Raw genomic sequence first — 25930 nt, 5'->3', positions numbered from 1 at the left:
CGCTGAGCATGATGGGGCGCGATTTCACCGCCTCGATCGTCGTGTTCCTGGTCGCGATGCCCCTGTGTATGGGCATCGCGATCGCGTCGGGCGTGCCGCCTGAAAAGGGCCTGATCACCGGCATCATCGGTGGTCTCGTCGTCGGCATGTTCGCGGGTTCGCCACTCCAGGTCAGCGGCCCCGCCGCCGGCCTCGCGGTGATCGTGTTCGAACTCGTCCGCGATCAGGGCCTGTCCGCGCTCGGGCCGATCCTGATCCTGGCCGGAGCGATCCAGGTCGTGGCCGGCATCTTCCGGCTTGGCGGCTGGTTCCGCGCGATCTCGCCGGCGGTGGTGCACGGCATGCTCGCGGGCATCGGTGTGCTGATCGTGGTCGGTCAGTTCCACGTGATGTTCGATGAAAAGCCGCTGCCGAGTGGCCTCAAGAACCTCGCGGCGGTCCCCGGCCGCCTGTTCGGCCTGTCGAGCGATATCGGCACGACCGAAGTCGCGATCGCGCTCGCGATCTTCACCCTGCTCGTGATGCTCGGCTGGGAGAAGTTCCGGCCAAAGGCGCTGCGGCTCGTGCCGGGCGCGTTGCTCGGCGTCGTCGCGGCAACGCTCGTCGCTTGGCTCTCGGGTATCGATGTCGCGCGCGTCGCGGTGCCGCAGAACATCGCCGGCGCGATCAGCCTGCCAGGCGCCGACTTCCTCACGCGTTTCCTTGACCCTGCGGTGATCGGCGCGGCGCTTGCCATCGCCTTCATCGCGAGTGCCGAGACGCTGCTTTCGGCAGCAGCGGTCGACCGCATGCATGACGGCGTGCGCACCGACTATAACAAGGAACTGCGCGCGCAGGGCATCGGCAACCTCCTGTGCGGTTTCGCCGGGTCGCTGCCGATGACGGGCGTGATCGTGCGCAGCTCGGCCAACGTCCAGGCGGGCGCGACGTCGCGGCTGTCGACGATCCTCCACGGCGCGTGGATCCTCGGCTTCGTCGCGCTGCTGCCGTGGCTGCTGCGCGAGATTCCGATGGCGGCGCTCGGTGCGGTGCTCGTGCTGACCGGCTGGCGGCTCGTCAATTTCAGCCATGCCAAGCATCTGTTCAAGGATCACGGGCTGCTGCCGGTGGTGATCTGGGCAGTGACGCTGCTGCTCGTCGTGACGCAGGATCTGCTGACCGGCGTGCTGGTCGGGATCGGGCTGTCGTTGCTCGAACTGATCCCGGTGCTGCGCAACCTCCGCCTCAAGGTGGTGCGTGTCGAGAATGACGGACACGAGACCGTCCATCTCGCGGGTGCCGCGACCTTCCTGACGCTGCCCAAGCTGTCGGGTGCGCTCGATGCCGTGCCCGAGGGTGCCCCGATGCGGCTCGACATGAGCCAGCTCTCGTCGGCGGACCACACGACGGCAGAGTTGCTCAAGGAATGGCTCGCACGCCGCCGTGCGGCGGGTGGCCATGTCGAAGTCTATGGCGCTTCCGAACGGCTGACCAAACAGACCGCGTAACGCCAGCGGATCCTCCCTTCGGGGAGGGACATAGGGGTGGGGCATCTCTCCCCCGAGACCGACCCCCCAGGTACGCCTCACCCCAACCCCTCCCCTCACCGGGAGGGGTTTTTTGTGCGCTGCCGCATCGAGCAACAGTTCGTTACGATCCGGCAAGGAAGCAGCAGCACAGCGCGCATAAAAAAATGAGGTCCCGGCCGATCGCCGCCCCATCGCTTCCCGTTTGGAGAAGCGCTAGCGGTGAGATGCGGCGGCGGTCGGGGCAGCAGGCGGGACCCGATCGACCGTTTTCAGGGGGTTCCAGTGAAGATCTATTCCACCATCGCGGCAGCCATGCTGACCGCTATCGCCACGCCAGCGTTCGCCGACGAGACCGATCCGCCACCGCCGATCGTGCTGTCGGGTTCGGTCGCGATCGTGTCGGACTATCGTTTCCGCGGCGTCTCGCAGAGCGACAAGGAAGCCGCGATCCAGGGCGGCATTTCCGCCACGCACGCGAGCGGCCTGTATGTCGGCACTTGGGCGTCCAACCTGGCCGGTTGGGGCACCTTTGGCGGCGCCAATATGGAGCTCGATTTGTACGGCGGCTACAAGCGTAGCCTTGGCGGCGGTACCGCGGTCGATGTCGGGCTGACGTGGTATATGTATCCGGGCGGCGCCGATCTCACCGATTTCGGCGAAGGCTATGCCAAGCTGTCGACGACGCTCGGGCCGGTCAGCGCGCTCGCCGGCGTCGCTTATGCGCCCAAGCAGCGCGCGCTCGGCAACTTCTCGAACACGCCGCAGAGCCGCGGGCAGAGCCAGGACAATACCTATCTGTGGGGCGATGTCAGCGCCGGGATCCCGACCACGCCGGTCACCGCCAAAGCGCATCTCGGCTATTCGTGGGGCAATCCGGGGCTCGGGCCGAACGGCACCAGCGTAGCACCGACGGGCAAGTATCTCGACTATCTCGTCGGGCTCGACGTGACCTTCAAGCCCGTCACGCTGGGGCTCGCTTATGTCGGCACCGACATTTCGCGCCGCCGCGCCGCCTATCTGCTGCCCAATTTCTCCTCGACCAAGAACGGGTCGTCGATCTCGTCGGGCAAGCTCGTCGTCTCGCTGTCCGCCGCCTTCTGATCGCGGCTGGATGAAATGCGTCCCCCGCTAGCCGGGGGGCGCATCGCGGCGCTACACAGGGGATCGCATGGCATCCCCTCCCCTCCCGCAATCGCGTTACGCGCCGGCCTTGGTCGAGGCCGCGCTCGCGCTCCACGACAATCGGCTGTCCGATGCCGAACCTTTGCTCAAGCAGCAGCTCAAGCACGATCCGTTCGACGTCGCCGCGATGCGAATGCTCGCCGAGCTTGCCGGGCGGATCGGGCGCTACCGCGATGCCGAGGTGTTGCTGCGCCGCGCGATCGAGCTGTCGCCCGCCTTCACCGCGGCGCGCGCCAATCTCGCGCTGGTGCTCTACCGCCTCAACCGCCCGTCCGAGGCGATCGCCGAGCTCGCCACCGTGGTGGTCGAAGACCCCGACAATCCCGGCCACGCCAATCTCCAGGCCGCCGCGTTCGGCCGGATCGGCGATTTCGACGCGGCGATCGCGCTGTACGGGCGCGTGCTCGCCGATGCGCCGGCACAGCCGCGCGTGTGGATGAGCTTTGGCCATATGCTCAAGACCGTCGGGCGCCAGGCCGACGGCATCGCCGCATACCGCCGCGCGATCGATCTGTTGCCGAGTCTTGGCGAAGCGTGGTGGAGCCTCGCCAATCTCAAGACGGTGCGCTTCGACGAGGCCGACATCGCGCGGATGGAGGCGGCGCTCGCTGCTTCGGGGATTTCGGACGAAGACCGCTTCCACCTCGATTTCGCGCTCGGCAAGGCGTTCGAGGATCGCCGCCAGGCCGAGGCGGCGTTCGCGCATTACGCCGCTGGCAATGCGCGGCGGCGCGCGCAGCTGGCGTATGACGCCGACGAGACGACGCGCTTCGTCGATCGCAGCATCGCGACCTTCAATGCCGCCTTCTTCGCCGAGCGCGCCGATGCCGGCTGTCCTGCCCCCGACCCGATCTTCATCCTCGGCATGCCGCGCGCCGGATCGACGCTGATCGAACAGATCCTGTCGAGCCACAGCCAGGTCGAGGGCACGAGCGAGCTCCCCGACATCCCCGCGCTCGCCCGCGGCGAACCCGCGTATCCCGAGGGCCTTGCCGACTGGTCGCCCGGGCGGCTGCGCGAGGCCGGCGAGGCGTATCTTGCGCGCACCCGCATCCAGCGCCGCACCGACCGCCCGTTCTTCATCGACAAGCTCCCCAACAATTGGGCGCACGTTCCCTTCATCCAGCTGATCCTGCCGAATGCGCGGATCATCGATGCGCGGCGGCATCCGCTCGGCTGCTGCTTTTCCAACTTCAAACAGCATTTCGCGCGCGGTCAGGGCTTCAGCTACGGGCTCGACGATATGGGGCGTTACTATCGCGATTACGTACGGCTGATGGCGCATGTCGATGCCGTGCTCCCCGGTCGCGTCCACCGGGTACTGTACGAGCAGATGGTCGACGATACCGAGGCCACCGTGCGCGCACTGCTCGCCGCGTGTGGGCTCGCGTTCGAACCCGCGTGCCTCGCCTTTCATGAAACTGAGCGCGCGGTGCGGACGGCGAGTTCGGAGCAAGTGCGCCGCCCGATCTTCCGCGAGGGCACCGACGCGTGGAAGCCGTTCGAGCCGTGGCTCGATCCTCTCAAGGCAGCACTCGGCACGACGCTCGACGCCTATCCCGCAGCACCGAACGCGTTGTAATTCCGCCACGCTTGCGCAGCATTGTTGCTGTCGTGTTGCTGCACGCTTGACGAATACCGCAGTCGCGAACAGCTTCCCCGCAACATCGTAAGGGGGAATTTGATGTCGCTGTTCGGGCACCGCGCCGTCGTCGCTGCATTACTGTCATCGGTCGCCTGCGTCAGCCCAGCGCTGGCGCAGACCGCACCAGCCGAGCGCACGCCGCCCTCCGAGCCTGTCGTCGATGGCGGCGACATCGTCGTCACAGCGACAAAGCGCTCGGAAACGTTGCAGAGCGTGCCGATCGCGGTCCAGGCGCTGCCGACCAAGGCGCTCGACCAGCTCAACATCACCAACTTCGCGCAATATGCGAAGCAATTACCGTCGGTGTCGTTCCAGCCCGCCGCCAATGCCGGCGGCAATCCCGGCCAGATCGTGATCTACCAGCGCGGCATCGCGGCGGGCGGCGAAGGCAACCATTCGGGCTCGCTCCCCGCGGTCGGCGTCTATCTCGACGAGCAGCCGGTCACGACGGTCGGCGGCAATCTCGACGTCCATATCTATGACGTCGCGCGGATCGAGAGCCTGTCGGGGCCGCAGGGCACGCTGTTCGGCGCGTCGTCGGAGGCGGGCACCGTCCGCATCATCACCAACAAGCCCGACCTCTCGCATTTCTACGGCCGTGCCGATGTCGAGGGTAATCACGTCAGCAAGGGCGGCTTCGGCGGCAAGGCCGAGGGGATGCTCAACATCCCGCTTGCGGACAGTGTCGCGCTCCGCGTCGTCGGCTTCTACCAGCGCGACGCCGGCTATATCGACAATGTCGCGGGGACACGCCGCTTCTGCGGTGGCACCAACTTCGACGCCGCAGGCAATTGCGTGAAGGACGGCATCACCGTCAATAATGCCAGCTTCGTCAAGAAAGACTATAACGACACCGAGATCGCCGGCGGGCGCGCCGCGCTGAAGATCGATCTCGACAGCAATTGGACCGTGACGCCGACCGTCATGTACCAGGATACCCGCAGCCACGGTGCCTATGGTTATGACCCCAAGGTCGGCGACCTCAAGCTCCAGCATTTCCTGCCCGAATATCGCCGCGACCGCTACGTCCAGGCGGCACTGACGATCGAGGGCAAGGTCGGCAATTGGGACCTGACCTATGCCGGCGCGTATCTCGACCGCAAGGCGGCGCAGTCGAGCGACTATACCGATTATGCCGAGGCGTATGACAATCTCTATTCGTCGGTCGGCGGCCTCGCTGGCTATTTCTATTACAAGGACAATGCCGGCCGGCAGATCGCCCCGCTGCAGAATGTGGTGGCGACCGACCATTTCAAGAAACTGAGCCAGGAACTGCGCGTCGCGAGCCCCGCAAGCGACCGCTTCCGGATCGTCGCGGGCGCATTCTACCAGCGCCAGAGCAACGACATCAACCAGGACTACCGCGTCGCCGGGCTCGCCACCGCGCTGTCGGTCAACGGATCGCCGGGCACTTTGTGGCTGACGCAGCAGCACCGCGTCGACAAGGATTATGCGATGTTCGGCGAGGCGAGCTTCGACATCACCCCGACGCTCACCGCGACAGCGGGCGCGCGCGCCTTCATCTACGACAATTCGCTGATCGGGTTCTTCGGCTTCGGTCGCAATCCGTCGGGCAATTATTCGGACACGCCGTATAATGGCGCGGGCAGCTCGCGCACGGGTGTCGCAGGGTGCTTCACCACCAACGGCACGCGGTTGCGCGAAGCCGTCGCCGCGGGCGCATCGACCACGCTCGCCCCCGCCGCAGTCGCCGGGAGCCCGTGTACCAATCTCGGCAATTTTGTCGCAGGGCTTGGGGTCCAACCGGTCAAGGCCTCGGGCCAGGGCGTCACCTATCGCGCCAATCTCAGCTGGAAGCCGGTGCGCGGCGTGCTGCTCTACGGGACCGTCTCGCGCGGCTTCCGGCCAGGTGGGATCAACCGGCGCGCCGACGTCGCGCCCTATGCCGCCGATTATCTGACCAATTACGAATTCGGCGCGAAGACCACGCTGCTCGGTGGAAGAGCGCATATCAACGGCGCAATCTATCAGGAGGATTGGGCCAAGTTCCAATTCTCCTATCTCGGCGCAAACAGCTTCACCGAGATCCACAACGGCCCGAATGCGCGCGTCCGCGGGATCGAGCTCAACGGCAACCTCAACCTCGGCGGGCTGACGCTCAGCGCGTCGGGGGCGTATAACGACGCCAAGACGCGGCAGAATCTGTGCCTGATCGACGATCCGACGTATCGCTGCACCGACACCGGCAATGGCAACATCGTCTCGGCGCCGGCAGGCACGCGGCTGCCGATCACGCCGCGCTTCAAGGGGAGCGCGTCGGCGCGCTATTCGGTGCCGGTCGGCAGCTTCAAGCTATACGGCCAGGGCGTCGTCTCGCACCAAAGCTCGGCCGCGTCGGACATCCGCACCGCGACGAAATACCCGACCGGGAACGTCTACAACCCCGCCGCAGTGCTTGGCCGGCTCGCCGCCTTTACCAGCGCCGATTTTGCGCTCGGCGCGGAGTTCAACCGTTTCAGCATCGAGCTGTTCCTCCAGAACGCATTCGACACGCGCGGGCAGATCGCGCGTTTCCAGGAATGCGGCAGCTGCGGGCAGCGGCCCTACATCATCCCGATCGTCCCGCAGACGGTCGGCGTGCGGCTCCACAGCGAGTTCTAGGCCTAGGTCTGCGCCGGACACGAAAAGGGCGGGGAGTGTCGCCACTCCCCGCCCCCTCGCGCTGTCCGAAAAAAGTTTGGCTTAGAAGTGCGTGATCACGCCCAGCATCGGCCGCAGGCTCTTGAAGTTGCTGTAGGTGTTGACCTCGGCACGGATGCGGAAGCCCGCATTGCCCGTGATGCCCTTGAGACCGATGTCCTTGGGGCCGAACTCGGTGCCGATGCCGTAGGTGATCGAGTCATACTTCTTGTCGTTGCGGTTGCCCGTCGTATAGGCGGGGAACTTGTCGAACTCGACCCACTGGTAGCCGACCTTGCCGTAGAACATGCCGCTGTCGCCAGCGCGGACGCCGAAGCGGCCTGCTGCGCCATATTCCCAGTTGATGTTGCCCGACACGCCCTTGATGACGTTGCCTTCAACACCGACGAACACCGGACCGAGCGGAACGTTGACGCCGACGACGCCCTGCACCAGCGCACCGGCGAGGCGATAGTTGTTGCGCAGCGAGCCATTGGCGTTGAGCGCGCGCGGGATGCCGTGGTTGGGCTGGTTGTCGAACTGTTCCCAGCCGCCCATCACGCCGACATAGGGCTCGATGCCGAATGCGCGGCTGCCGTCGGGTGCGGTCGGAGCGGTTTCGACTGGCGCAGCGGCGGGCGCGTCCTGGGCGAAAGCGGGCGCAGCGACGACCACGGCCAACGCGGCAGCGGCGATTTTAAGAGTACGCATGTGGAATGACCTTAATTTACGGACGTTTTTAGGGGGTGTGCCGGGTATGTGTCCGGAAGCCCGGTGCGCCCTTAACAAGCTTTTGCAGCCAATGTTGCACCGCAGCGTAATAATCTTGCCAGCCCGAGATTTTGTCACATTTCTGCAACGGTTTCTTTCCACAGGATGAACGAAACCCGGAAAATGCCTCCAGTGGCGTAGTTCGCGCTCCGGGTTGGGGACGTCGTGCCTTCCACCAGATCGAGACTCAGGTAACCAGAGCAACGCGATTCCGACACATCGCACGGCCGAGTCGGCACCGAGGTCGGGAACGGTAGACAGCCGTGCAGACGACACCCAAGGCAGGGCGATCGCACCGCAAAAATGCGCTGGGCGGACGATATCAGCGCGCCGACAAAAAAGTCGCGGCGGCGCTAGGATCAAAGTCGCAACCCGCGCGACGGCGGCGCGCCCCCTTTGCGAACGTCCAGGGCCGGGTGAGCCCCAAGCCATTCCATGTGGGCATCTGGGGTGTAGCGGAATTACAGGACAAATCTGCTGGTTGAGCCTCTGGTGTCACATCGGGCGATCGCCCATGTGCTCACCAAGCCGCACCGGCCGCGCTGGCATCCAGCTTTGATCAAACGCAATCGTTCCCTGCCGAAATAGCATCACAATCGTAGAGCCAAGCAGGAAGCGCCCCATTTCCTCGCCCTGCTCGAGCGCAATCTCTTGATCGGCATAGCGCCATTCCGTCGGCTTGCCAGTCCGCTTCGCATTGACGGTGCCGTGCCATGCCGTCGCGATGCTCCCGACGATCGTGGCTCCGACGAGCACCATCACGAACGTGCCGTGCTCCGAGCTCTCGAACACGCACACGAGACGTTCATTTCGCGCAAACAGATTGGGCACGCCGCGTACCGTGACGGGGTTCACGGAAAACAGCGTGCCCGGAATGTGGCGCATCCGGATCAAGCTGCCGGCACACGGCATATGCAGCCGGTGATAGTCGCGTGGCGACAGATACAGATTTGCAAAACTGCCATGACGGAACTCAGCAGCCAGTGTGCCGTCGCCGCCGACCAGTTCGGTGGTGGTGAACCGGTGTCCCTTGGCTTGCACGATGTGATGGTCGTCGATCGCCCCGACTTGGCTGATCGCGCCATCGACTGGGCAGATGAAATCAGCCTGCGCCAAGGGGCGAATGCCCGCCCGCAAGGGCCGCGAGAAAAAGTCGTTGAAGCTGGCATAGCTGGCGACATCCGAATTTTCGGCTTCGCTCATGTCGACCCCGTATCGGGCGACGAACCATCGGATCAGTCGAGTGGTCATCGCACCACCGCGCGCGCTGGCGATGCGACCCGCCAGAAGGGTCAGGCGCTGTTTCGGCAGGGCGTATTGAAGCAGGACAGCAAATCGATCGGACATCTTGGACCCTCGCGCATCGGCCAGCGACTATAACGATCGATTGAGCGGCTATGCGAGCGTCTCATCAAAGAGATCCCTGGACGCACCCTCGAAAGTGCGCGCCGAACCACCATATGCCGGGCATGGGCGGTCGCTTGAAACGGATAGCTGGGCTCGCGGAGGTTGCCGCAAGAACGGCGACACAGCCCGAAGATGCGCGCTGCGCGTTATGCGGCCGGCCTCTCGGACACCAGGTGGAGCGACATCACGGTGTTCCCAAGAGCGAGGGAGGCACGACGACTGTGCCAGTGCATCCGATCTGCCACCGTACCATCCATGCCTTCGTGACGAACCGTGAACTGGCTTCGGCCTATGGTTCGATGGAGCTGTTGCGCGAACGTGATGATATACGGCACTATCTTCGCTGGATCGCTGGAAAACCCGCCGATTTCCGCGCCCCTACACGGCGACGCAGCGCATAACGACGACTACGGACACCGGCCGAGCCTGGCGTTTGCCTCCAGCGCGCGCGCCAAGGCGCCGAGCGCCGGAAGCGTCGTGGCGTCGATGTCGCCCTCATGCGGTGCCCGCCACAGCGCATCTGGAACGAACGATGCATCGTCGGACAGCCGCCTGTCTGCGCGGCTCGATCCCGGTCCGACCCAGGCACCGCTGAGCGACCGCCGGAGCCGGCAACGTCGCAACCGGCGCGCCGTGCTGCGCTCCGCTAAAGCTCGGTTGGGGCGACGACGTTTGCAGTCGAGATGCGTTTGCTGCACCGCAAGCGGCCCCGCTTCTCAAGCGACCAGCAACAAAAAAGCCCGCCAACTCATTGAGTTTGGCGGGCTTTTAATGGTGGGCGTGGCAAGGATTGAACTTGCGACCCCTGCGATGTCAACACAGTGCTCTACCACTGAGCTACACGCCCACTTCGCTGCGGCAGTGCCTAGCGAGGGGCGGGCTGTAGCGAAGCCTTTGCCCGGGCGCAAGCACTTGCAGTGCGGAAAAATCAGATATTGTCGCTCATTCGTTCGAGCTCGAACATCCGGTCGACCTCGAGCACCAGATCGCGCAGGTGGAACGGCTTCGACAGCACGCGCGCCTGCGGCATCGTCTTGCCGGCCTTGAGCGTCACTGCGGCGAATCCGGTAATGAACATCACGCGCAAGTCGGGCGCGAGATCGGCGGCCTTCTGCGCGAGTTCGATGCCGTCCATCTCGGGCATCACGATGTCGGTGAGCAACAGGTCGAAATGCTGGCTTTCGAGCAGCGGGATCGCTGCGGTCCCGCGGTCGACCGCAGCGACGGCATAGCCCGAGCGTTCGAGCGCACGCGTCAGATACTCGCGCATCACGCGATCATCCTCGGCGAGCAAAATGCGTATCATGTCCAAAATCCCGCTTCGCGGCCGCGCCGCTTCCGTACCGCGCGATCCTATGCGCACAGGCCTTAACATTTTCCAGCCGGATCGGCGCGGGCTTATGGTAGGTATTGTCCCATGGCTTCCCTCCCGCCCTCGTTCGAGCGCTATGGCGACGATCCGCCCGCCAGTCCGGTCGTGCTGTCGGTGCCGCATGCCGGCCGCGACTATCCGGTGGCGCTGCAGGCCGCGCTGCGCGTGCCGCTAAATGCGGTGACGGTGCTCGAGGACCGCTACATCGATGCCGTCGCGCTCGCCGCGCATGCGCGCGAGACGATGTTCATCCAGCGCCGCGCACGCGCCTGGATCGACCTCAACCGCTCCGAGCAGGAACGCGATCCGATGATCGACGAGGGCGCGACCTGGACGTCGCAGCCGCTCGCCACCGCCAAGCTGCGCGGCGGGCTCGGGCTGATCCCGCGGCGCGTCGCAGGGGCGGGCGAACTGTGGCGGCGGCGGCTCGATGGCTATGACGTGGCGGCGCGAATCCGCGACGATCATCGCCCGTATCACGCAGCACTCGCAGCGGCACTGGCGGCGGCACGCGCCCGCTTCGGGGTCGCCATGCTGCTCGACATCCATTCGATGCCGACGCTGGGCGCTGGTGCGCCGCGAATCGTGCTGGGCGACCGCTTCGGGCGCAGTGCTGCGTCGCGCTTCGTCGCGGTGGCAGAGGAGACGGCGAAAGCGTCGGGCCATGCCGTCGCGCGCAATGCGCCGTATGCCGGCGGGCATATCCTCGACACGCAGGCCCGCCCCGGCGCGGGGGTGCATGCTTTGCAGATCGAATTCGACCGGACGCTGTATCTCGATGCGGCAGGAGATCAGCCCGGCGACGGCATTCCCGCGATCGCACGGCTGCTCCGCGCGATCATCGACGCGCTGGCGGACGAAGCGACCGCCGGGCTGGCGCTCGCTGCGGAATAAAAAAACCACCGCGTGCAATGCAGCACGCGGTGGCCAAGGTTCAGGGAGGAGGCGCCCTGAAAGGGCGCCGCGCGGTCCCGCGAAAGGGGGGAACACGGGTCCGCGTACGAGGGATATAGGTTGACGCTTTTCGGCCTTCAAGGGCAAAAGTTTTGCCGGCAACAGTTCGTCAGAATTCGGCGCGATCGCGCTTTCGCACGCCCGGCAGCATCCGCGCGAGCACGCCGTTACGCAGCAGGAAATGATGCCGCAGCGCGGCAGCGACATGCACGATAACGAGCGCGGCCATCGCATATCCAAAGACCGAATGCGCCGCGTCGCCGACCGCAGCGGTCTGCGCCGAGACGGGCAGACGAGGCACGTCGAACAGCGCGAACCAGCGCAGCGGATAGCGCGCTTCGCGCCCCGCCGAGCCCATCGCCCAGCCCGACAGCGGGAGCACGAGGAGCAGCGCGTAGAAGGCGACGTGGCTCGCCCGCGCCGCCGCGCGTTCCCATGTCGACAAGGTCGCGGGCAGCCGCGGCGGACGGTGCGTCAGGCGCCAGGCGATCCGTGCCAGCGTCAGCGCCAGCACGGTGAGCCCGATCGACTTGTGCAGCGGGATCGCGCCCGCGACCCCGTCGAGCAGCGATTCGTGCAGCAGCCCGATCGCCAGATTGACCCCGATCAGCGCGGCGATGATCCAGTGAAACCAGATCGCGCCGCGCGAATAGCGATCGATCCGAACGATCGCGCTGCGTGCCATCAGTTGACGAGCTGCGGCACCGGTGCCTTGCCGAGCTTGACCTGGCGATCGAAGATCTGCGGCAACGTCGAGAGCGAGAAGAGGTGAGCGTAGATCAGCGGGAGCAGGCCCGACTTCTGGATCTTGCGCAGCTGATCGCCGCGCAGCTCGTTGAGCTTCTCTTCATTGACCATCTGGAAGCCGCGATAGATGAACGGCTGCTCGTTGCCCTCGACCTGCAGCGTGACTTCGCCTTCCATCAGCAAGCCCATCTCGCGCAGTTCGGACATGAAGTTGGCGGTGCGCGCGCCGGCCTGCTCGAACTGCTCGTTGAAGCCCAGGATGTTCTGGACGACTTCGGTCGGCTTGCCGTCGGCGAACAGCGCCTCGCCATCGTCGAATGCGCCGATCGCCTCGCCGGTCGGATCGAAGCAGAGCGACAGTTCCTCGGCGTCGGGGCGCAGCCGCGCGAGCATGAAGGGATAGCGGCGGACATAGGCCGGGACATAGACCGTGTCTTCGGTCAGCTTGCCATCGTCGCCGATGAAGACGTTGACGCCTTCGTTGAGGCCCATCAGCGCGATCGGGATCGCATCGTCGCCGCTGGTGAAGACGATCGGCAACGTGCGCTGCGCCATCACGAATTCGTCGACAGTAATCGGAATGGCGTGCTGGCCGACGAGGAAGGTCGCGCGGTCGAGCATGCGCATCTTGAAGGCGGCATGCGTCTCGCTCGAAAGCGGCTCGAGCGCGTTGTAGAAGAGCGGAAGCGATTGCGGCGCGCTGGCCATCGGGATTCTCCATCGAACGTCAAAGCGCTGCGGTTTGCTACGCCGGATGGCCGCTGGCTCTATGGTGCAGGAGGGCTTTCCGCAAGGCCGAGCAGTTTATCGGGGTTCATCAACCCATAAGGATCGAGTCCCGCCTTGATCGCACGAAGCGCGGCCATCCGCGCGGGCGAGGACAGGCGCGCGAGTTCGGCGCGCTTCATCTGGCCGATGCCGTGTTCGGCCGAGATCGATCCGCCCGCCGCGACGACAAGATCGTGGACGAAGCGCGTGACCCCCGGCGCCTCCTCGGCATACCAGCGCGCCGGGTCGACCCCGGCGGGCGCGCGGACGTGGAAATGGACGTTGCCGTCGCCGAGATGGCCGAAGGCGGTGGCGTGGCTCCCGGGAAAGCGCGCCTCGGCGGCGGCGGCGGCCTCGACCATGAAGCGCGGCATGCTTGCGACGGGGACCGAGATATCGTGCTGCATCGCAGGTCCACTGGCGCGCTCGGCCTCGGACAGCGAATCGCGAATCCGCCAGAACGCCTCGGCCTGCGCCTCCGATGCGGCGATCGTCGCATCGGCGGCTTGCCCGTCGGCGAGCGCCGGGGCGAGCAAGCGCTCGAGCAGCGCCGCGGGCGACTCGGCGGCAGGATCGGTCGCGACCGATTCGATCAGCACGTGCCAGCGATGCGTGCTCGCGAGCGGCGCGCGCGTACCCGGGATATGCGCGAGCACTTGCGCGAGCGAATCGCCCGAGACGATTTCGAAGCTCTCGATCGTATCGGTCTGCCGCTCAAGCCGGCGCAGCAAGGCAAGCGCGGTTTCGGGGTCGGCGAGCCCGACCCAGGCGACGGCACGCTGCGCGATCGCCGGATACAGGCGGAGCGTGACCGCGGTGAGGATGCCGAGCGTGCCCTCGGCGCCGATCAGCAGATGATCGAGATCATAGCCGCGATTGTCCTTTTTCAGCGCGGCAAGACCGTCATGGATCTCGCCATTCGGCAACACCGCCTCGACGCCTGCGACGAGCCCGCGCATCGTCCCGAAGCGCAGCACTTGCGTGCCGCCGGCATTGGTCGAGGCAAGCCCGCCGATCGTCGCGCTCCCGCGTGCGCCGAGCGTCAGCGGGAAGCGCATCCCCTCCGCCTCGGCCGCGGCATGGAGATTGGCGAGGATCACGCCCGCCTCGGCAACCGCGAGCCCGGCGGCAGGGTCGATCGAGCGAATCCGGTTCATCCGCCGCAGCGAGACGATCACCGCCGAACCGTCGGCGGGCGGCGTCGCGCCACCGACCATCGAGGTGTTCCCGCCTTGCGGGACGAGCGGGACGCCGTGTTCGGCGGCGAGCCGCATCACCGTCGCGACCGCCGCGGTGCCATCGGGCGAAAGGATCGCCGGGCTGCGGCCGTGATAGCGTCCGCGCCAGTCGTCGAGCCACGGCGCGATGTCGCCCGGATTGGTCGTCACCGCAGCATCGCCAAGCGCGGCACGCACGGCGTCGATGAGGCTGGTCTGGCGCGGGCTGGGCTGTATCATGGTCATATCGCTGCCTCTATCACCGCCCTTCGCACGCCGCCAATTCATCCGCTGTTCAAGCCTATAGGGTAACCCCGCGTCCCCGATGCCGAACCTCGTCCTTCCCCTCATTGTATTGCTTGCGCTCGCCCCGGCTGCTTCGGCCGAGATGGGGCCGTTCGACCGTGTCGAACTGGCGCAATTGTCGATCCACCAGCGCATCGTGATCCGCATCCCGCGCGTTTTCGGGCGGCGCGCCGAGGAGCGTTCGGAGTTTGCCGAGCAGCGCTGGGTCACCAAGAAGGGCCCGAAATGCGTGCCGATGGGAGCGATCGAAGGCGCGGTCATCACTGGCAGCGACAGTGTCGATCTGCTCGTCGCCGATGGTACGCGGTTGCGCGCGGAGTTCGACGACGATTGCCCGGCGCTCGATTTCTATTCGGGATTGTACGTCAAAGGCACGTCGGATGGGATGGTCTGCGCCGACCGCGACTCGATTCGCTCGCGCTCGGGCAGCGCGTGCAAAATCGAGCGTTTCCGGCGGCTCGTTGCCAAGCGATGAGGCTTGCGATGCCCTTTTTCTTGACATTCGCGGCTTAATCCGCAAGCGCTTTGCCCTGTTCGTGGGCGCTTTCGCCCCGGCGCTTTTTCCGGACACCGCATGACTTTTGCCGATCTCGGCCTTTCCGACGAACTCCAGCGCGCCGTCAACGAGTCGGGCTATACCGAGCCGACTCCGATCCAGGCGAGCGCGATCCCCTCGATCCTGATGGGCAAGGACCTCGTTGCCGTCGCGCAGACGGGTACTGGCAAGACCGCCGCCTTCGTGCTGCCGATGATCGACATCCTCGGCGAAGGCCGCAGCCGCGCCCGCATGCCGCGCACGCTGATCCTCGAGCCGACACGCGAACTCGCCGCGCAAGTCGCCGAGAATTTCGAGAAATACGGCAAGTATCACAAGCTCTCGATGGCGCTGCTGATCGGCGGCGTGTCGATGGGCGACCAGACCGCCGCGCTCGAAAAGGGCGTCGATGTCCTGATCGCGACGCCGGGCCGGCTGATGGACCTGTTCGGGCGCGGCAAGATTCTGCTGACCGGCTGTTCGATGCTGGTGATCGACGAGGCCGACCGGATGCTCGACATGGGGTTCATCCCCGACATCGAGGAAATCTGCACCAAGCTGCCAAAGACGCGGCAGACGCTGCTCTTCTCGGCGACGATGCCGCCGCCGATCAAGAAGCTCGCCGACAAGTTTCTCGACAATCCCAAGACGATCGAAGTCGCGCGCCCCGCGACCGCCAACGTCAACATCAAGCAGTGGCTGGTGCACGTCACCGCCGCCAAGAAGCGCGACAAATTGATCGAGCTGCTGCGCCAGGAAGACGTCAAGACCGGGATCATCTTCTCGAACCGCAAGACGACAGTGCGCGAGCTCAACAAGGCGCTCCAGCGCGCCGGCTTCGCGTCGAGCGAAATCCATGGCGACATGGAGCAATCGCAGCGGATCGCCGAGCTCGACCGCTTCAAGAAGGGCGAGGTCAGCATCCTCGTCGCCTCCGACGTGGCGGCGCGCGGGATCGACGTGAAGGGCGTGAGCCACGTCTTCAACTTCGACGCGCCATGGCATCCCGACGATTATGTCCACCGCATCGGCCGCACCGGCCGCGCCGGCGCGACGGGGATCGCGTTTACCTTCGCGACGCCCGATGACGTCGAGAACATCCAGAATATCGAGAAGCTGACCGGCTTGAAGATCGAGCGCTATGAAGCGGGCGAAGCACCGGTCGTCGCGTCCGACGACGCCGAAGCGCCGCGCGCGGCGACCAAGGCGCGGCGTCGCCCCAAGGCGGCTGCGAAGCCCGAGGCCGCACCCGCCGAGGTCGAGACGGCGGTCGAGTCCGAGCGCCCTGCCCGCGCTCCGCGCGAAGAACGCACGCCGCGGGCGGAACGTCCTGCGCGTGAGGAGCGGCCTGCTCGCGAGGAACGGCCTGCACGCGAGGAGCGACCTGCCCGTGAAGAGCGTCCGGCTCGTGAAGAACGGCCTGCTCGCGCGGAACGCCCGGCTCGTGACGAGCGTCCGGCTCGTGACGAACGCCCTGCGCGTGAGGAGCGCGCCCCGCGCGACGACCGTTCGGCCCGCGACACGCGACAGCAGCGCGATACGCGCCCGATCCGCGAGAGCGACGCGCGCGCCGAGGTTCCCAACCAGATCGCGCCGATCGATGCCGTCGACGACGGCGGTTGGAACGGCCCTATGCCGGCATTCCTGCTCGCCAAGCTGACACTGACCGAGTGAGCCTGCGGATCGCTGGGTAAGCGGCGGCAGCTGCCGCTCCTGGCTGGCTATCTGGGCTGCTCCACGCGACGGCGTGGAAATCAGTCTACACTGCCGCCCGGTTCAACCCTCCCCCGCGAACCGGCGGGGGGCGCACTCAGCGAAAGGCGGAGCTCTTCGCGAGCGTGGCGCTTGTGGCTACGCCGCCTCCACCACCAGCCTGAAGGCTGGTGGTCCCCCTCCCCCGCCTCGCAAGGGAGGATTAAAGTTACCCTGCCGCCCCCGCCTGCGCGATCAGCGCATCGTCGATCTCGCCAGCGCGCTTGTACGCCGGGCGGCTGAGGATCCGGCCGAGATAGTCCTCGAACGCCGCGCGCTTCGGCAGTGAACCGAACATCACGCCCCACGCGACTTGCGATCCGGCATAGACATCGGCCGCGCTGAAGCTTTCCCCAGCAATGTACGGATTGGCCGACACCGCTTTCTCCAGCACATCGACCGTCAGATCGAAATGACCATAGCCCGCCATCCGTTGCTGATCATCGGTCGGCGTCACGCCGAGCGATTTGTTGGTCACGGCATGCTCGACCGGCCCCGCCGCAAAAAACAGCCAGCGATAATAATCGGCGCGCTCGCTGAGCGGCGGCGCGAGCCCGGCTTCGGGAAAGGCGTCGGCGAGATAGGCGCAGATCGCCGCCCCCTCGGTCAACACATGTCCGTCGTGGACGATCGCGGGCACCTTCCCCATCGGATTGATCGACCGATACGCCTCGCCCTTCATCGTCGTCGCATAATCGAGCACGACCGTTTCATACGGCGCGCCGACCTCCTCGAGCATCCAGCGCGCGATCCGCCCGCGCGACATCGGGTTGGTATAGAAGGTCAGCGCCATGATCGGTCTCCGAATCGGTCAGCAAGAACAATAGAAGAACATTACCGAGCCGAAGCGTCAATCCTCATAGGGACTTGGCGAAGAGCGCCAGCATCCGCGCCCACGCCTTGTCGGCCTGCGCTGCATTGTAGACCTTGCTGTCGGGCGAGGTCCAACCGTGCATCGTGCCGGTATAGACCTCGATCTCGGCGGGCAGCTTGGATGCGGCAAACGCGGTGCGCAGCGTTTCCTTGGCAGCGGGATCACGTGCGTCATCATTCGCAGCGATCGCGATAAGGTAGCTCGCCTTCATCTTGGGGATCAGCAGATGCGGGCTGTCGGGCTTGTCGGTGGCGAGCCCACCGCCGTGAAAACTCGCGCCCGCGCGGACTCGTGTCGGGTTGGCGGCCGCGGTGCGCATCACCATCGGGCCGCCCATGCAATAGCCCGTGGTCGCGAGACCCTTGGCGCGGTCGACCTGCTTCTGCGCGTCGAGCCAGGCGGTGAAGGCGAGCGCGTCGCGCGTCGTGCCGTCGGTGCTGAGCGCCTGGACATAGGGCATGATTTTCGCGCGCACTTCGGGCTGCCCGAAATCCTCGCCCGGCGCGATGATCGGCGATTTCACCGAACGGTAGAATTGATTGACGACCAGAACTGCATAGCCCGATTGCGCGAGCCGATCGGCCATCTGCCGGAACGCCGGGCGCAATCCCATGATGTCGGGCCAAACGAGCACGCCGGGCGCCTTGCCCGTGGCGGGTGCGACGAAATAGGCGTCGGCCTTGCCGTCGGGCGTATCGATCACGACGTCGCGGCCGAGGATCTTGGCGGCGTTGGCCGGCGCCGGAAGCAGCATCGCGAGCCCGGCCGCACCGGCGATCGTGGCAAAGCCGCGGCGGGTGAGCGACGGATCGGCGAGATGCGCGTCATTCTCGGCCACGGTGAAATCGTCACACATCGGTCTCTCTCCTCGCGAATCGCCATTGAGGCGTTTGCCGCACCATAGGGAAATTTTTCGCGACGGATATCCTGCCGATCCTCGACGATCCCGGGGACGCTAAACGGTACGCCACCACCACACGCCGTCCTCGACCGCGCGCACCGCCCGCCCCTCGACCTCGAGCCGCCGCACGTGCGCGAGCGCCTCGCCCGTTGCCATGCCGAGCATGTCGGGTCCGATCGCACGCCGGAACAGTCGCCCGAAACAATCGATCGCGCGCTTCGGCTCGGCGAGGAACACCTCGAGCTCGTCGAGCCGTTCGCGATGTTCGCGGTCCATCGCATCGAGCCGCGCGTGCAGCCCGGTGAACGGGTCGCCATGCCCCGGCAGGACAAGCAGATCGTCGGGCAATTGCTTGAGCCGCGCGATCGATTCGAACCATTCGCCGAGCGGATCGGCAGCGGGCTCGGTCACGCCGAGCGAGATGTTCGGGCTGATCCGCGGCAACACCTGGTCGCCCGCGATCAGCACCTTGGCTGCAGGATCGTAGAGGCAGGCATGTTCGGGGCTGTGTCCCGATCCGACGACGATCTGCCACTCGGTTTGCCCGATCCGCAGCGTGTCGCCATGCTGGATCCGCGTGTAGCCGAGCGGCAGCGGCGTGACGATCCGGCGAAACCCTGCCCAGCCGCGTTCGCACGCATGCGCGATCTGCGCATCGTCCCATCCAGCGCCGCGCCAGAAGGCGAGCATCTCGTCCGGCACCGCGTCGCGCGCGTCGGCCACCAGCATCCGCGCGGTGAGCCACTCGCCGCGCGTCATCACGAGCGGGCAGCCATGTTTGTCGCACATCCAGCCGGCGAGCCCGATATGGTCGGGGTGGAAATGCGTGCCGATCATTTGCGTCACGCGCACGCCGGCGAGTGGCCCTTTCGACAGCGCCTTCCAGGCATCGCGCGCCTCGGTCGTGTTCATCCCCGTATCGACCAGCGCAACGCCGCCATCGTCATCGAGCAGCCAGCAATTGACGTGCTTGAGCGGCCCGGGAACGTGCAGTCGGACCCAGCCAATGCCGGGTGCCACTGGCATCACGTCGTGCGCGTCAGGCTCGGCGCCGCCGAACGGATAGGTCAGCCCCTTGTGGCTGGTCGGGGCGAACGCGGGGGTGATGGGTGCGGTGGACATGGCACGGGGTAGCGCGATGGCGCCGCCGAAGTCACGCGTTTCCGCTATGCGGCGAGCGCCGCGTCCTCGCCCAGCACATGGCGCAGCACGTGGTCGGGTGTTTCGAACAGCACATCGGGCTCAAGCCGCGTCAGTACGTCGCGATTGGCATAGCCCCACAGCACGGCGCCCGAGCAGATCCCGACCTTCTTCGCCGCAACGACATCGCGCGTCTCGTCGCCGATCGAAATCGCCTCGCTCTGCGCGATGTCGCATTTGCGCAATACGCGACGATAGCGCCGCGCTTTGCCGAAGAGCGACGCGCCACATTCGAACCGCTCGATCAACGCGGCATTGGCAGGGCCCAGAATGGCGCGGGCATTGTCCTCGGCATTCGACGTGACGAGTGCAATCCGCACGCCGCTCGCCGCCAATTGCTGGAGCAACGCCGGGATCCCGTCGAACAGCGCGATACGATCGGTCTGTTGGGCGAGCAGGTCGTGTGTATAGCGGCCGATCGCAGGCAGCTTCCAGCGCGGGATGCCGAGATGGCGGATCACTTCGCTCGACGTCTTGCCGCGCAGCAATTCGACCTCGTCCGCGGCGACCTTACGAAACTTGAAGCGATCGGCGAGGTGGTCGGCGATCGACAGGAACCAGTCCGCGCTATCGGCCAGCGTCCCGTCGAAATCGAAGATCACGAGACGATAGCGCGGCGACATCAGGCGATCTCAGCGCCGGCCGCGACGTTTGCCGCCATCGCCGTCCTGCGGGACGGCGGCGCTGCGGATCGTCACCAGTTCAGCGCGGGTGACGACGCCATCCTTGTCGAGATCGAACCGGTCGAACAGCACGCCGAATTGCGCCTGGAGTTCGGCGAGCGTGATGCGGTTGTCGGTGTCGGCATCGACTTGATAGGGGCTTGGCAGCGCGTTGCGGTCGCCGAGCCATTTCTGCGCCCAATCGCTATAGCCGATATAGCCAACCGATCCGGCGGGGTTCGGCCCGGCATCGACGAAACTGCGCGCGACGCAGGCGGTCAACTCGGCGCGCGTCGTGCGCGCATCACCATTGGCGTCGCAGGCGGCGATGAACAGCGCGGCGGGTTCGGCGACGATCGTCGCGCCCGGCTGACGCGGCGGAACCGGCGCGGCCGGCGGCGGCACCTGCGCAGCGAGCGCGAGCAGCAGAATGAGACTCATGCACGCACCCCCCTGTCTGGCAGCAGCAGACTGGCGTCACCGTAGCTGTAGAATCGGTATCCGTCTGCAATGGCATGCGCATAGGCGGCCTGCATCGTATCGGTGCCCATCAACGCACTGACCAGCATGAACAGGGTCGAGCGTGGCAGATGGAAGTTGGTCACCAGCCCGTCGATCCCGCGGAAACGATAGCCCGGCGTGATGAAGATCGCGGTATCGCCCTCGAACGGCCGGATCACCCCGTCCTCGCCCGTCGCGCTCTCGATCAGCCGCAGGCTCGTCGTGCCGACCGCGATCACCCTGCCCCCGGCCGCGCGGACCGCGTTGAGGCGGTCGGCGGTCGCGGCGTCGATCCGGCCCCATTCGGCGTGCATCTTGTGGTCGGCAGTGTCGGTCGCCTTGACCGGCAGGAAGGTGCCCGCGCCGACATGCAGCGTCAGCGTGGCATGCGCGATCCCGGCGGCAGCGAAGCGCGCCATCAGCTCGGGCGTGAAGTGCAGCGCTGCGGTGGGCGCTGCGACCGCGCCCTTTTCGGCGGCGAACATCGTCTGGTAATCGTCGGCGTCCTGCGCATCGGCGGCGCGGCGCGCGGCGATATAGGGCGGGAGCGGCATCCGCCCGGCGCGCTCGAGCAGCAGTTCGACCGGCTCCTCACCCTGGAATTCGAGCGCGAAGCTGCCGTCTTCGCCGCGATCGTGCGCGGTCGCGATGACGCCGCTGCCGAAATCGATCGCGTCGCCGTCGCGCAGCCGCCGCGCGTTGCGGATGAACGCGCGCCAGCGACGCGGCCCCTCGCGCTTGTGCAGCGTCGCGCCGATCCGCGAATCGCCGCGCGTTCCCTCGAGCTGCGCCGGGATGACGCGCGTGTCGTTGAACACGAGCAGATCGCCCGCGCGTAACGCCCCCGGCAGATCGCCGACGCTGCGGTCGTGCAGCGCAGTACCCGCGACCACGAGCAGCCGCGCCGAATCGCGCGGCGACGCCGGGCGCAGCGCGATCCGCTCGGGCGGCAGGACAAAGTCGAACAGGTCGACGTTCATTGACCGCATGCTCCCCGCCGCGAAGACCTGGCTTACGCGGCCTTCTTCTTCGGTGCAGCGGCCGGCTTGCCCTTGAGCATCGGCTTCACCGCCGGCTTGCTCGGGGCAAGCGTAGCAGGTGCGATCGTCGGCTCGGGCGCCGGCGGCGCAGGCACATAGGCCGGCGGGCTGTCGGCGGCGATATAGGCGTGAAGGATGCGCGACGGACGCGTCGGCGGCTCGCCGCGTGCGATCGTGTCGACATATTCCATGCCCGAAATCACGCGACCGAAGATCGTGTACTTCTTGTCGAGCTTCATGTTCGGGTTGAACACGATGAAGAACTGGCTGTTCGCGCTGTTCTCCGCCTTGGTCACCTGCTCGACGGTCGCGCCCTCGGCGGAACCTTCGCGCGCCGCCGACACTGCGCCGCGGACGTGCGGCAGCCAGTTGAACTCGGCGGGAACGTCCGGGAGCGTCGAACCGCCCGTGCCGTCGCCCTTGGGGTCGCCGGTCTGCGCCATGAAGCCTTCGATCACGCGGTGGAACAGCAGGCCGTCATAGAAATGCTGGCGCGTCAGCGTCTTGACACGCTCGACCATTTTCGGCGCGGCGTCGGGGCGCAGCCAGATGATCACGCGGCCGCCGGTCGACAGGTCGAGGTACAGCAAATTCTCGGGGTCGGTCGCCGACGGGATCGGCGGGCGGCCGGCAGTCGTCACGACCGCGGACTTGGCGTCGTCCTTCTTCTTGTTGGCAAGAGCGGGTCCGGCGAGAAACGCCAGGAGAAGGACAAACAGGCTGGCAACGAAACGCATTATTTCCCCGCGAAATATCTCGGAATGGAGTCGCGCTTAGACCATGTGCCGCTTTGCGCCAAACTGAACGTTGCCGGGCAAAGGCGACCGAATTAGGGCCGCATGCCCTTTCGGCCGATCTGCTCGACGCGGTCGACGACGTCTTGTGCCACGCTCGGCGTCACGAACCGCGTAACCGGCCCGCCATAGAAAGCGATTTCCTTGACCAGGCGGCTCGCGATCGGCTGGAGCGCGACGTCGGCCATCAGGAACACCGTCTCGACGCGGTCGTTGAGCGCGCGGTTCATGCCCGTCAACTGATACTCATATTCGAAATCGGTGACGCCGCGCACGCCGCGCAAGATGATGTTTGCCCCCTGGGCCTCGGCGAAATCCATCAGCAGCGAATCGAATGCTACGACGCTGACGCCCTCGATCTCAGCGGTTTCGCGCTCGATCATCGCGAGCCGCTCGGCAAGGCTGAACATCGGCGACTTGGACGCATTGGTCGTGACGCCGATGACGAGCCGGTCGACCAAGGTCGCGCCGCGCCGAATGATGTCCATATGCCCCAGCGTCACCGGGTCGAACGTCCCCGGATAGACGCCGATGCGATCGGTCAACGATCGCGCTCCAGCGTGAAGCGGGCGATATCGCGGAGCAGATCGGCTTCGGGGCCGAAATGCTGGAGATGCTGGATCGCCTGATCGACCAGCATCCGCGCCTGCGCGCGCGCGCGGTCGAGACCGAGCAGCGAGAGGAAGGTTTCCTTCCCCGCGCCTTCGTCCTTGCCGAGCTTCTTGCCGACTGCGGCCTCATCCCCCTCGACGTCGAGAATATCGTCGGCGATCTGGAAGGCGAGCCCCATGTCGCGCGCATAGCCGCGCAGGCCCACGCGCCCCTCGGGCGGCACCTTGCCGAGGATCGCGCCCGCCTCGACCGAGCAGGCGATCAGCGCGCCGGTCTTCATCGCCTGGAGGCGCGTGACGGTCGGCAGGTCGAACGTCGACTTCTCGGCCTCCAGATCCATCGCCTGCCCGCCCGCCATGCCCGACGGGCCGGCCGAGCGCGCGAGATCGAGCACCAGCTCGCTGCGCACGAACGGATCGGGATGCGTCGCGGGATCGGCGAGAATCTCGAACGCCAGCGCATGGAGGCAATCCCCCGCGAGAATCGCGGTCGCTTCGTCGAACGCCTTGTGCACCGTCGGCTTGCCGCGCCGCATGTCGTCATCGTCCATCGCGGGGAGATCGTCATGGATCAGCGAATAGACGTGGATGCATTCGATCGCGGTGGCAACGCGCCCGGCGCAATCGCGATCGACCGCGAACAGCCGCGCCGTCGCGAAGACGAGCAGCGGTCGCAACCGCTTGCCCCCGCCGATCGCGGCATGGCGCATCGCGCGATACAGATCGGCGCGCGGGTCATTGGGGATGGTGAGGAAGGTGTCGAGCCGGCGATCGACGTCGGCGCCGACCTGGGACAAGGCCGCCTTGAGCGACAGGGACGCTGCGGTCATGCCATCAACCTGCGGCAAAGGGCTGCGTGCCGACGGCACGCCCCTCGCTGTCGGTACGGATCGCTTCGATCCGCGCCTGTGCCGCCGTCAGACGGTCGTCGCAACGACGCCGCAATTTATCGCCGCGCTCATAGAGCGCGATCGCCTGGTCGAGCGGCGCATCGCCGCTCTCGAGCCTCGACACGATCCCCTCCAGTTCCTTGAGCGCCGCTTCGAACGTCAACTCTTCGATCGGTGTATCCATTTGGCAGCTATGCGGCACGCGAGCGTTTGGGGTCAAGGATACGCGAGGCCTCGGTTGCGTTTGTTGTTCGTCCCCAATGAGGAATACCCCATGTTTACCAGCATCGACCCCGCCACTGGCGCGCCGGGCCAATCCTATGCCGAGCTGACCGGCGCAGAAATCGAGATCAAGCTCCAGCGCGCGCACGACACCTTCCGCGAATGGCGGCTGACCGATCTCGCGACCCGCACCGCCCTACTCGAGCGAATCGCCGAGCAATTCGACGCCAATACCCAGCGCCTCGCCGAAACCGCGACGCGCGAAATGGGCAAGACGCTCAAGTCCGCCATCGCCGAGGTGCAGAAATGTGCGCAGGCGTTCCGCCATTATGCGCAGGAAGGCGCGGCCATGCTCGAACCGCGCAGCTTCCCCGGCGCGACCGCGACGTGGCATCCGATGGGTCCGGTGCTCGCGGTGATGCCGTGGAATTTCCCGTATTGGCAGGTCGTGCGCTTCATGGCGCCGACGATTCTGGCGGGCAATGTCGGGCTGCTGAAGCACGCGTCGAGCGTGCAGGGTTGTGGAGCGGCGCTCGAGGAGATGGTGATCGCCGCGGGCGGTCCAGCGGGGTTGTTCCAGAATCTGGCGATCAAGTCGGACAAGGTCGATGCGCTGATTGCCGATGATCGGATCGTCGCGGTAACGCTGACGGGCAGCGAAGGCGCCGGGATGAAGGTTGCCGAAGCGGCGGGCCGTGCGCTGAAGAAGGTCGTGCTCGAACTTGGCGGTTCGGATCCCTTCATCGTGATGCCCTCGGCGGATCTCGATGCGGCGGCCAAGGCCGCGGTGACCGCGCGCGTGCAGAATACGGGCCAGTCGTGCATCTGCGCCAAGCGGATGATCGTCCATGCTGACATCTACGACGCCTTCCTCGAGAAATTTTCGGCGGGGATGCAGGGGGTCGTCGCCGGCGACCCGATGGATGCGGCGAGCGACATAGGCCCGCTATCGAGCGAGGAGCAGCGCGCGACGGTACTCGGCCAGCTTAGGTTGTTCGAGCAGGCGGGCGCGAAGCTGCTGTTCGGCGGCGAGGCGCTTCCCGGCAAGGGCGCGTATATGTCGGCCGGCATTCTGGTCGACGTGCCGACTGATCACGAAGTGGCGAACGAGGAACTGTTCGGGCCGATCGCGATGCTGTTCAAGGCGGCGGATATCGACGAGGCAATCGATATCGCCAATGCCGTGCCGTTCGGACTGGGCTCGTCGGTGTGGACGCAGGATGCCGACGAGCGCGCGCGTTTCGAGCGCGATATCGAGGCGGGGATGATCGCGGTCAACAAGATGCTGGCAAGCGCGCCCGAGGCGCCGTTCGGCGGGGTGAAGCGCTCGGGACACGGGCGCGAGTTGGGGCCATACGGGCTGCACGAGTTCATGAACCTGAAGACCGTGCTGGGGTAAGGTGCCTCCCGCCCTCTCCCGCGAGCGGGAGA

At 66.2% G+C, this 25930-nt stretch carries 24 protein-coding genes and 1 tRNA gene; 8 read left to right on the top strand and 17 right to left on the bottom strand.

Going from position 1 to position 25930, the window contains the following annotated elements; translation table 11 throughout:
* Window positions 1-8: 8 nt before the first annotated feature.
* The 4 genes from ACP7C5_RS01490 (at window position 9) to ACP7C5_RS01475 (ending at window position 6957) form a co-directional block, all read left to right on the top strand.
* Window positions 9-1487, top strand: a complete 1479-nt coding sequence (locus tag ACP7C5_RS01490) for a SulP family inorganic anion transporter (protein WP_426263375.1) — start codon at window positions 9-11, stop codon at window positions 1485-1487.
* A gap of 303 nt (window positions 1488-1790) precedes the next feature.
* Window positions 1791-2609 carry a TorF family putative porin gene (locus ACP7C5_RS01485; RefSeq protein WP_426262936.1) on the top strand — a complete coding sequence of 273 codons (819 nt, stop codon included), beginning with the start codon at window positions 1791-1793 and terminating at the stop codon, window positions 2607-2609.
* A 67-nt stretch (window positions 2610-2676) separates the two neighbouring features.
* Window positions 2677-4272, top strand: coding sequence for a sulfotransferase (locus ACP7C5_RS01480; RefSeq protein WP_426262935.1), 1596 nt, complete (start codon window positions 2677-2679; stop codon window positions 4270-4272).
* Between the two features lie 102 nt (window positions 4273-4374).
* Window positions 4375-6957 carry a TonB-dependent receptor gene (locus ACP7C5_RS01475; protein WP_426262934.1) on the top strand — a complete coding sequence of 861 codons (2583 nt, stop codon included), beginning with the start codon at window positions 4375-4377 and terminating at the stop codon, window positions 6955-6957.
* Window positions 6958-7038: 81 nt separating this feature from the next.
* Here the strand turns inward: ACP7C5_RS01475 and ACP7C5_RS01470 are convergent, their stop codons facing one another.
* The 4 genes from ACP7C5_RS01470 to cpdR form a co-directional block, all read right to left on the bottom strand.
* The gene (locus ACP7C5_RS01470; RefSeq protein WP_133190182.1) at window positions 7039-7686 is read right to left on the bottom strand and encodes an outer membrane protein; all 648 of its coding nucleotides are present in this window, start codon (window positions 7684-7686) and stop codon (window positions 7039-7041) included.
* Window positions 7687-8241: 555 nt separating this feature from the next.
* The gene (asd, locus tag ACP7C5_RS01465) at window positions 8242-9093 is read right to left on the bottom strand and encodes an archaetidylserine decarboxylase (protein WP_426262933.1); all 852 of its coding nucleotides are present in this window, start codon (window positions 9091-9093) and stop codon (window positions 8242-8244) included.
* A gap of 832 nt (window positions 9094-9925) precedes the next feature.
* Window positions 9926-10000 (bottom strand) — tRNA-Val (locus ACP7C5_RS01460).
* Window positions 10001-10081: 81 nt separating this feature from the next.
* Entirely contained in the window at window positions 10082-10459 is a 378-nt protein-coding gene (gene cpdR / locus ACP7C5_RS01455) for a cell cycle two-component system response regulator CpdR (RefSeq protein WP_133190186.1), read from the bottom strand.
* Between the two features lie 111 nt (window positions 10460-10570).
* Here cpdR and ACP7C5_RS01450 point away from each other — a divergent pair, with 111 nt between their 5' ends.
* Entirely contained in the window at window positions 10571-11419 is an 849-nt protein-coding gene (locus ACP7C5_RS01450; protein ID WP_426262932.1) for an N-formylglutamate amidohydrolase, read from the top strand.
* 169 nt (window positions 11420-11588) lie between these two features.
* Here the strand turns inward: ACP7C5_RS01450 and ACP7C5_RS01445 are convergent, their stop codons facing one another.
* Genes ACP7C5_RS01445 through ACP7C5_RS01435 form a run of 3 tightly spaced genes read right to left on the bottom strand, consistent with a single transcriptional unit; the run spans window position 11589 to window position 14451 of the window.
* Window positions 11589-12164 carry a cytochrome b gene (locus tag ACP7C5_RS01445; RefSeq protein ID WP_426262931.1) on the bottom strand — a complete coding sequence of 192 codons (576 nt, stop codon included), beginning with the start codon at window positions 12162-12164 and terminating at the stop codon, window positions 11589-11591.
* The gene (locus ACP7C5_RS01440; protein ID WP_133190192.1) at window positions 12164-12934 is read right to left on the bottom strand and encodes a SapC family protein; all 771 of its coding nucleotides are present in this window, start codon (window positions 12932-12934) and stop codon (window positions 12164-12166) included. Before ACP7C5_RS01440 ends, ACP7C5_RS01445 begins: the two co-directional genes overlap by 1 nt.
* Before the next feature lie 59 nt (window positions 12935-12993).
* Window positions 12994-14451, bottom strand: a complete 1458-nt coding sequence (locus ACP7C5_RS01435; RefSeq protein WP_426263374.1) for an FAD-binding oxidoreductase — start codon at window positions 14449-14451, stop codon at window positions 12994-12996.
* 85 nt (window positions 14452-14536) lie between these two features.
* Here ACP7C5_RS01435 and ACP7C5_RS01430 point away from each other — a divergent pair, with 85 nt between their 5' ends.
* On the top strand, window positions 14537-14992 hold the full coding sequence (locus ACP7C5_RS01430) for a hypothetical protein (protein ID WP_426262930.1): 456 nt from the start codon (window positions 14537-14539) through the stop codon (window positions 14990-14992).
* A 99-nt stretch (window positions 14993-15091) separates the two neighbouring features.
* Window positions 15092-16726 (top strand): DEAD/DEAH box helicase, encoded by a 1635-nt coding sequence (locus ACP7C5_RS01425; RefSeq protein WP_426262929.1) that lies wholly within the window; start codon window positions 15092-15094, stop codon window positions 16724-16726.
* A gap of 247 nt (window positions 16727-16973) precedes the next feature.
* Here the strand turns inward: ACP7C5_RS01425 and ACP7C5_RS01420 are convergent, their stop codons facing one another.
* The 10 genes from ACP7C5_RS01420 to ACP7C5_RS01375 all read right to left on the bottom strand — a co-directional run bounded on the left by ACP7C5_RS01420 (window position 16974) and on the right by ACP7C5_RS01375 (window position 24461).
* A complete protein-coding gene (locus ACP7C5_RS01420; RefSeq protein WP_133190198.1) occupies window positions 16974-17597 on the bottom strand; it encodes a glutathione S-transferase family protein in 624 nt (207 codons plus the stop codon).
* Window positions 17598-17661: 64 nt separating this feature from the next.
* Window positions 17662-18534: a dienelactone hydrolase family protein gene (locus ACP7C5_RS01415; protein ID WP_426262928.1), complete on the bottom strand. Its 873-nt coding sequence runs from the start codon at window positions 18532-18534 to the stop codon at window positions 17662-17664.
* Window positions 18535-18633: 99 nt separating this feature from the next.
* Window positions 18634-19701, bottom strand: coding sequence for an MBL fold metallo-hydrolase (locus tag ACP7C5_RS01410; protein WP_426262927.1), 1068 nt, complete (start codon window positions 19699-19701; stop codon window positions 18634-18636).
* A gap of 44 nt (window positions 19702-19745) precedes the next feature.
* Window positions 19746-20402 (bottom strand): HAD hydrolase-like protein, encoded by a 657-nt coding sequence (locus tag ACP7C5_RS01405; RefSeq protein ID WP_426262926.1) that lies wholly within the window; start codon window positions 20400-20402, stop codon window positions 19746-19748.
* Between the two features lie 9 nt (window positions 20403-20411).
* Complete coding sequence (locus tag ACP7C5_RS01400; protein WP_426262925.1) at window positions 20412-20882, bottom strand: EF-hand domain-containing protein; 471 nt, start codon at window positions 20880-20882, stop codon at window positions 20412-20414.
* Window positions 20879-21922, bottom strand: coding sequence for a tRNA preQ1(34) S-adenosylmethionine ribosyltransferase-isomerase QueA (gene queA / locus ACP7C5_RS01395; RefSeq protein WP_426263373.1), 1044 nt, complete (start codon window positions 21920-21922; stop codon window positions 20879-20881). Before queA ends, ACP7C5_RS01400 begins: the two co-directional genes overlap by 4 nt.
* Before the next feature lie 32 nt (window positions 21923-21954).
* The gene (locus ACP7C5_RS01390) at window positions 21955-22719 is read right to left on the bottom strand and encodes a peptidylprolyl isomerase (RefSeq protein WP_133190235.1); all 765 of its coding nucleotides are present in this window, start codon (window positions 22717-22719) and stop codon (window positions 21955-21957) included.
* Between the two features lie 92 nt (window positions 22720-22811).
* Complete coding sequence (coaD, locus tag ACP7C5_RS01385) at window positions 22812-23321, bottom strand: pantetheine-phosphate adenylyltransferase (protein WP_426262924.1); 510 nt, start codon at window positions 23319-23321, stop codon at window positions 22812-22814.
* Window positions 23318-24217 carry a polyprenyl synthetase family protein gene (locus tag ACP7C5_RS01380; protein ID WP_133190245.1) on the bottom strand — a complete coding sequence of 300 codons (900 nt, stop codon included), beginning with the start codon at window positions 24215-24217 and terminating at the stop codon, window positions 23318-23320. The genes coaD and ACP7C5_RS01380 overlap by 4 nt, the downstream gene beginning before the upstream one ends.
* Window positions 24218-24221: 4 nt before the next feature.
* The gene (locus ACP7C5_RS01375) at window positions 24222-24461 is read right to left on the bottom strand and encodes an exodeoxyribonuclease VII small subunit (protein ID WP_010185119.1); all 240 of its coding nucleotides are present in this window, start codon (window positions 24459-24461) and stop codon (window positions 24222-24224) included.
* A 9-nt stretch (window positions 24462-24470) separates the two neighbouring features.
* Here ACP7C5_RS01375 and ACP7C5_RS01370 point away from each other — a divergent pair, with 9 nt between their 5' ends.
* Entirely contained in the window at window positions 24471-25898 is a 1428-nt protein-coding gene (locus ACP7C5_RS01370; protein ID WP_426262923.1) for an NAD-dependent succinate-semialdehyde dehydrogenase, read from the top strand.
* The last annotated feature ends 32 nt before the right edge of the window (window positions 25899-25930 follow it).

The sequence above is a fragment of the Sphingomonas sp. PWP1-2 genome (assembly GCF_049898305.1).
In the GTDB taxonomy this organism is placed as follows: Bacteria; Pseudomonadota; Alphaproteobacteria; order Sphingomonadales; family Sphingomonadaceae; genus Sphingomonas; species Sphingomonas glacialis.
Note: the sequence above shows the minus strand (reverse complement) of the source record. Positions and strands in the feature narration are given on the sequence as shown.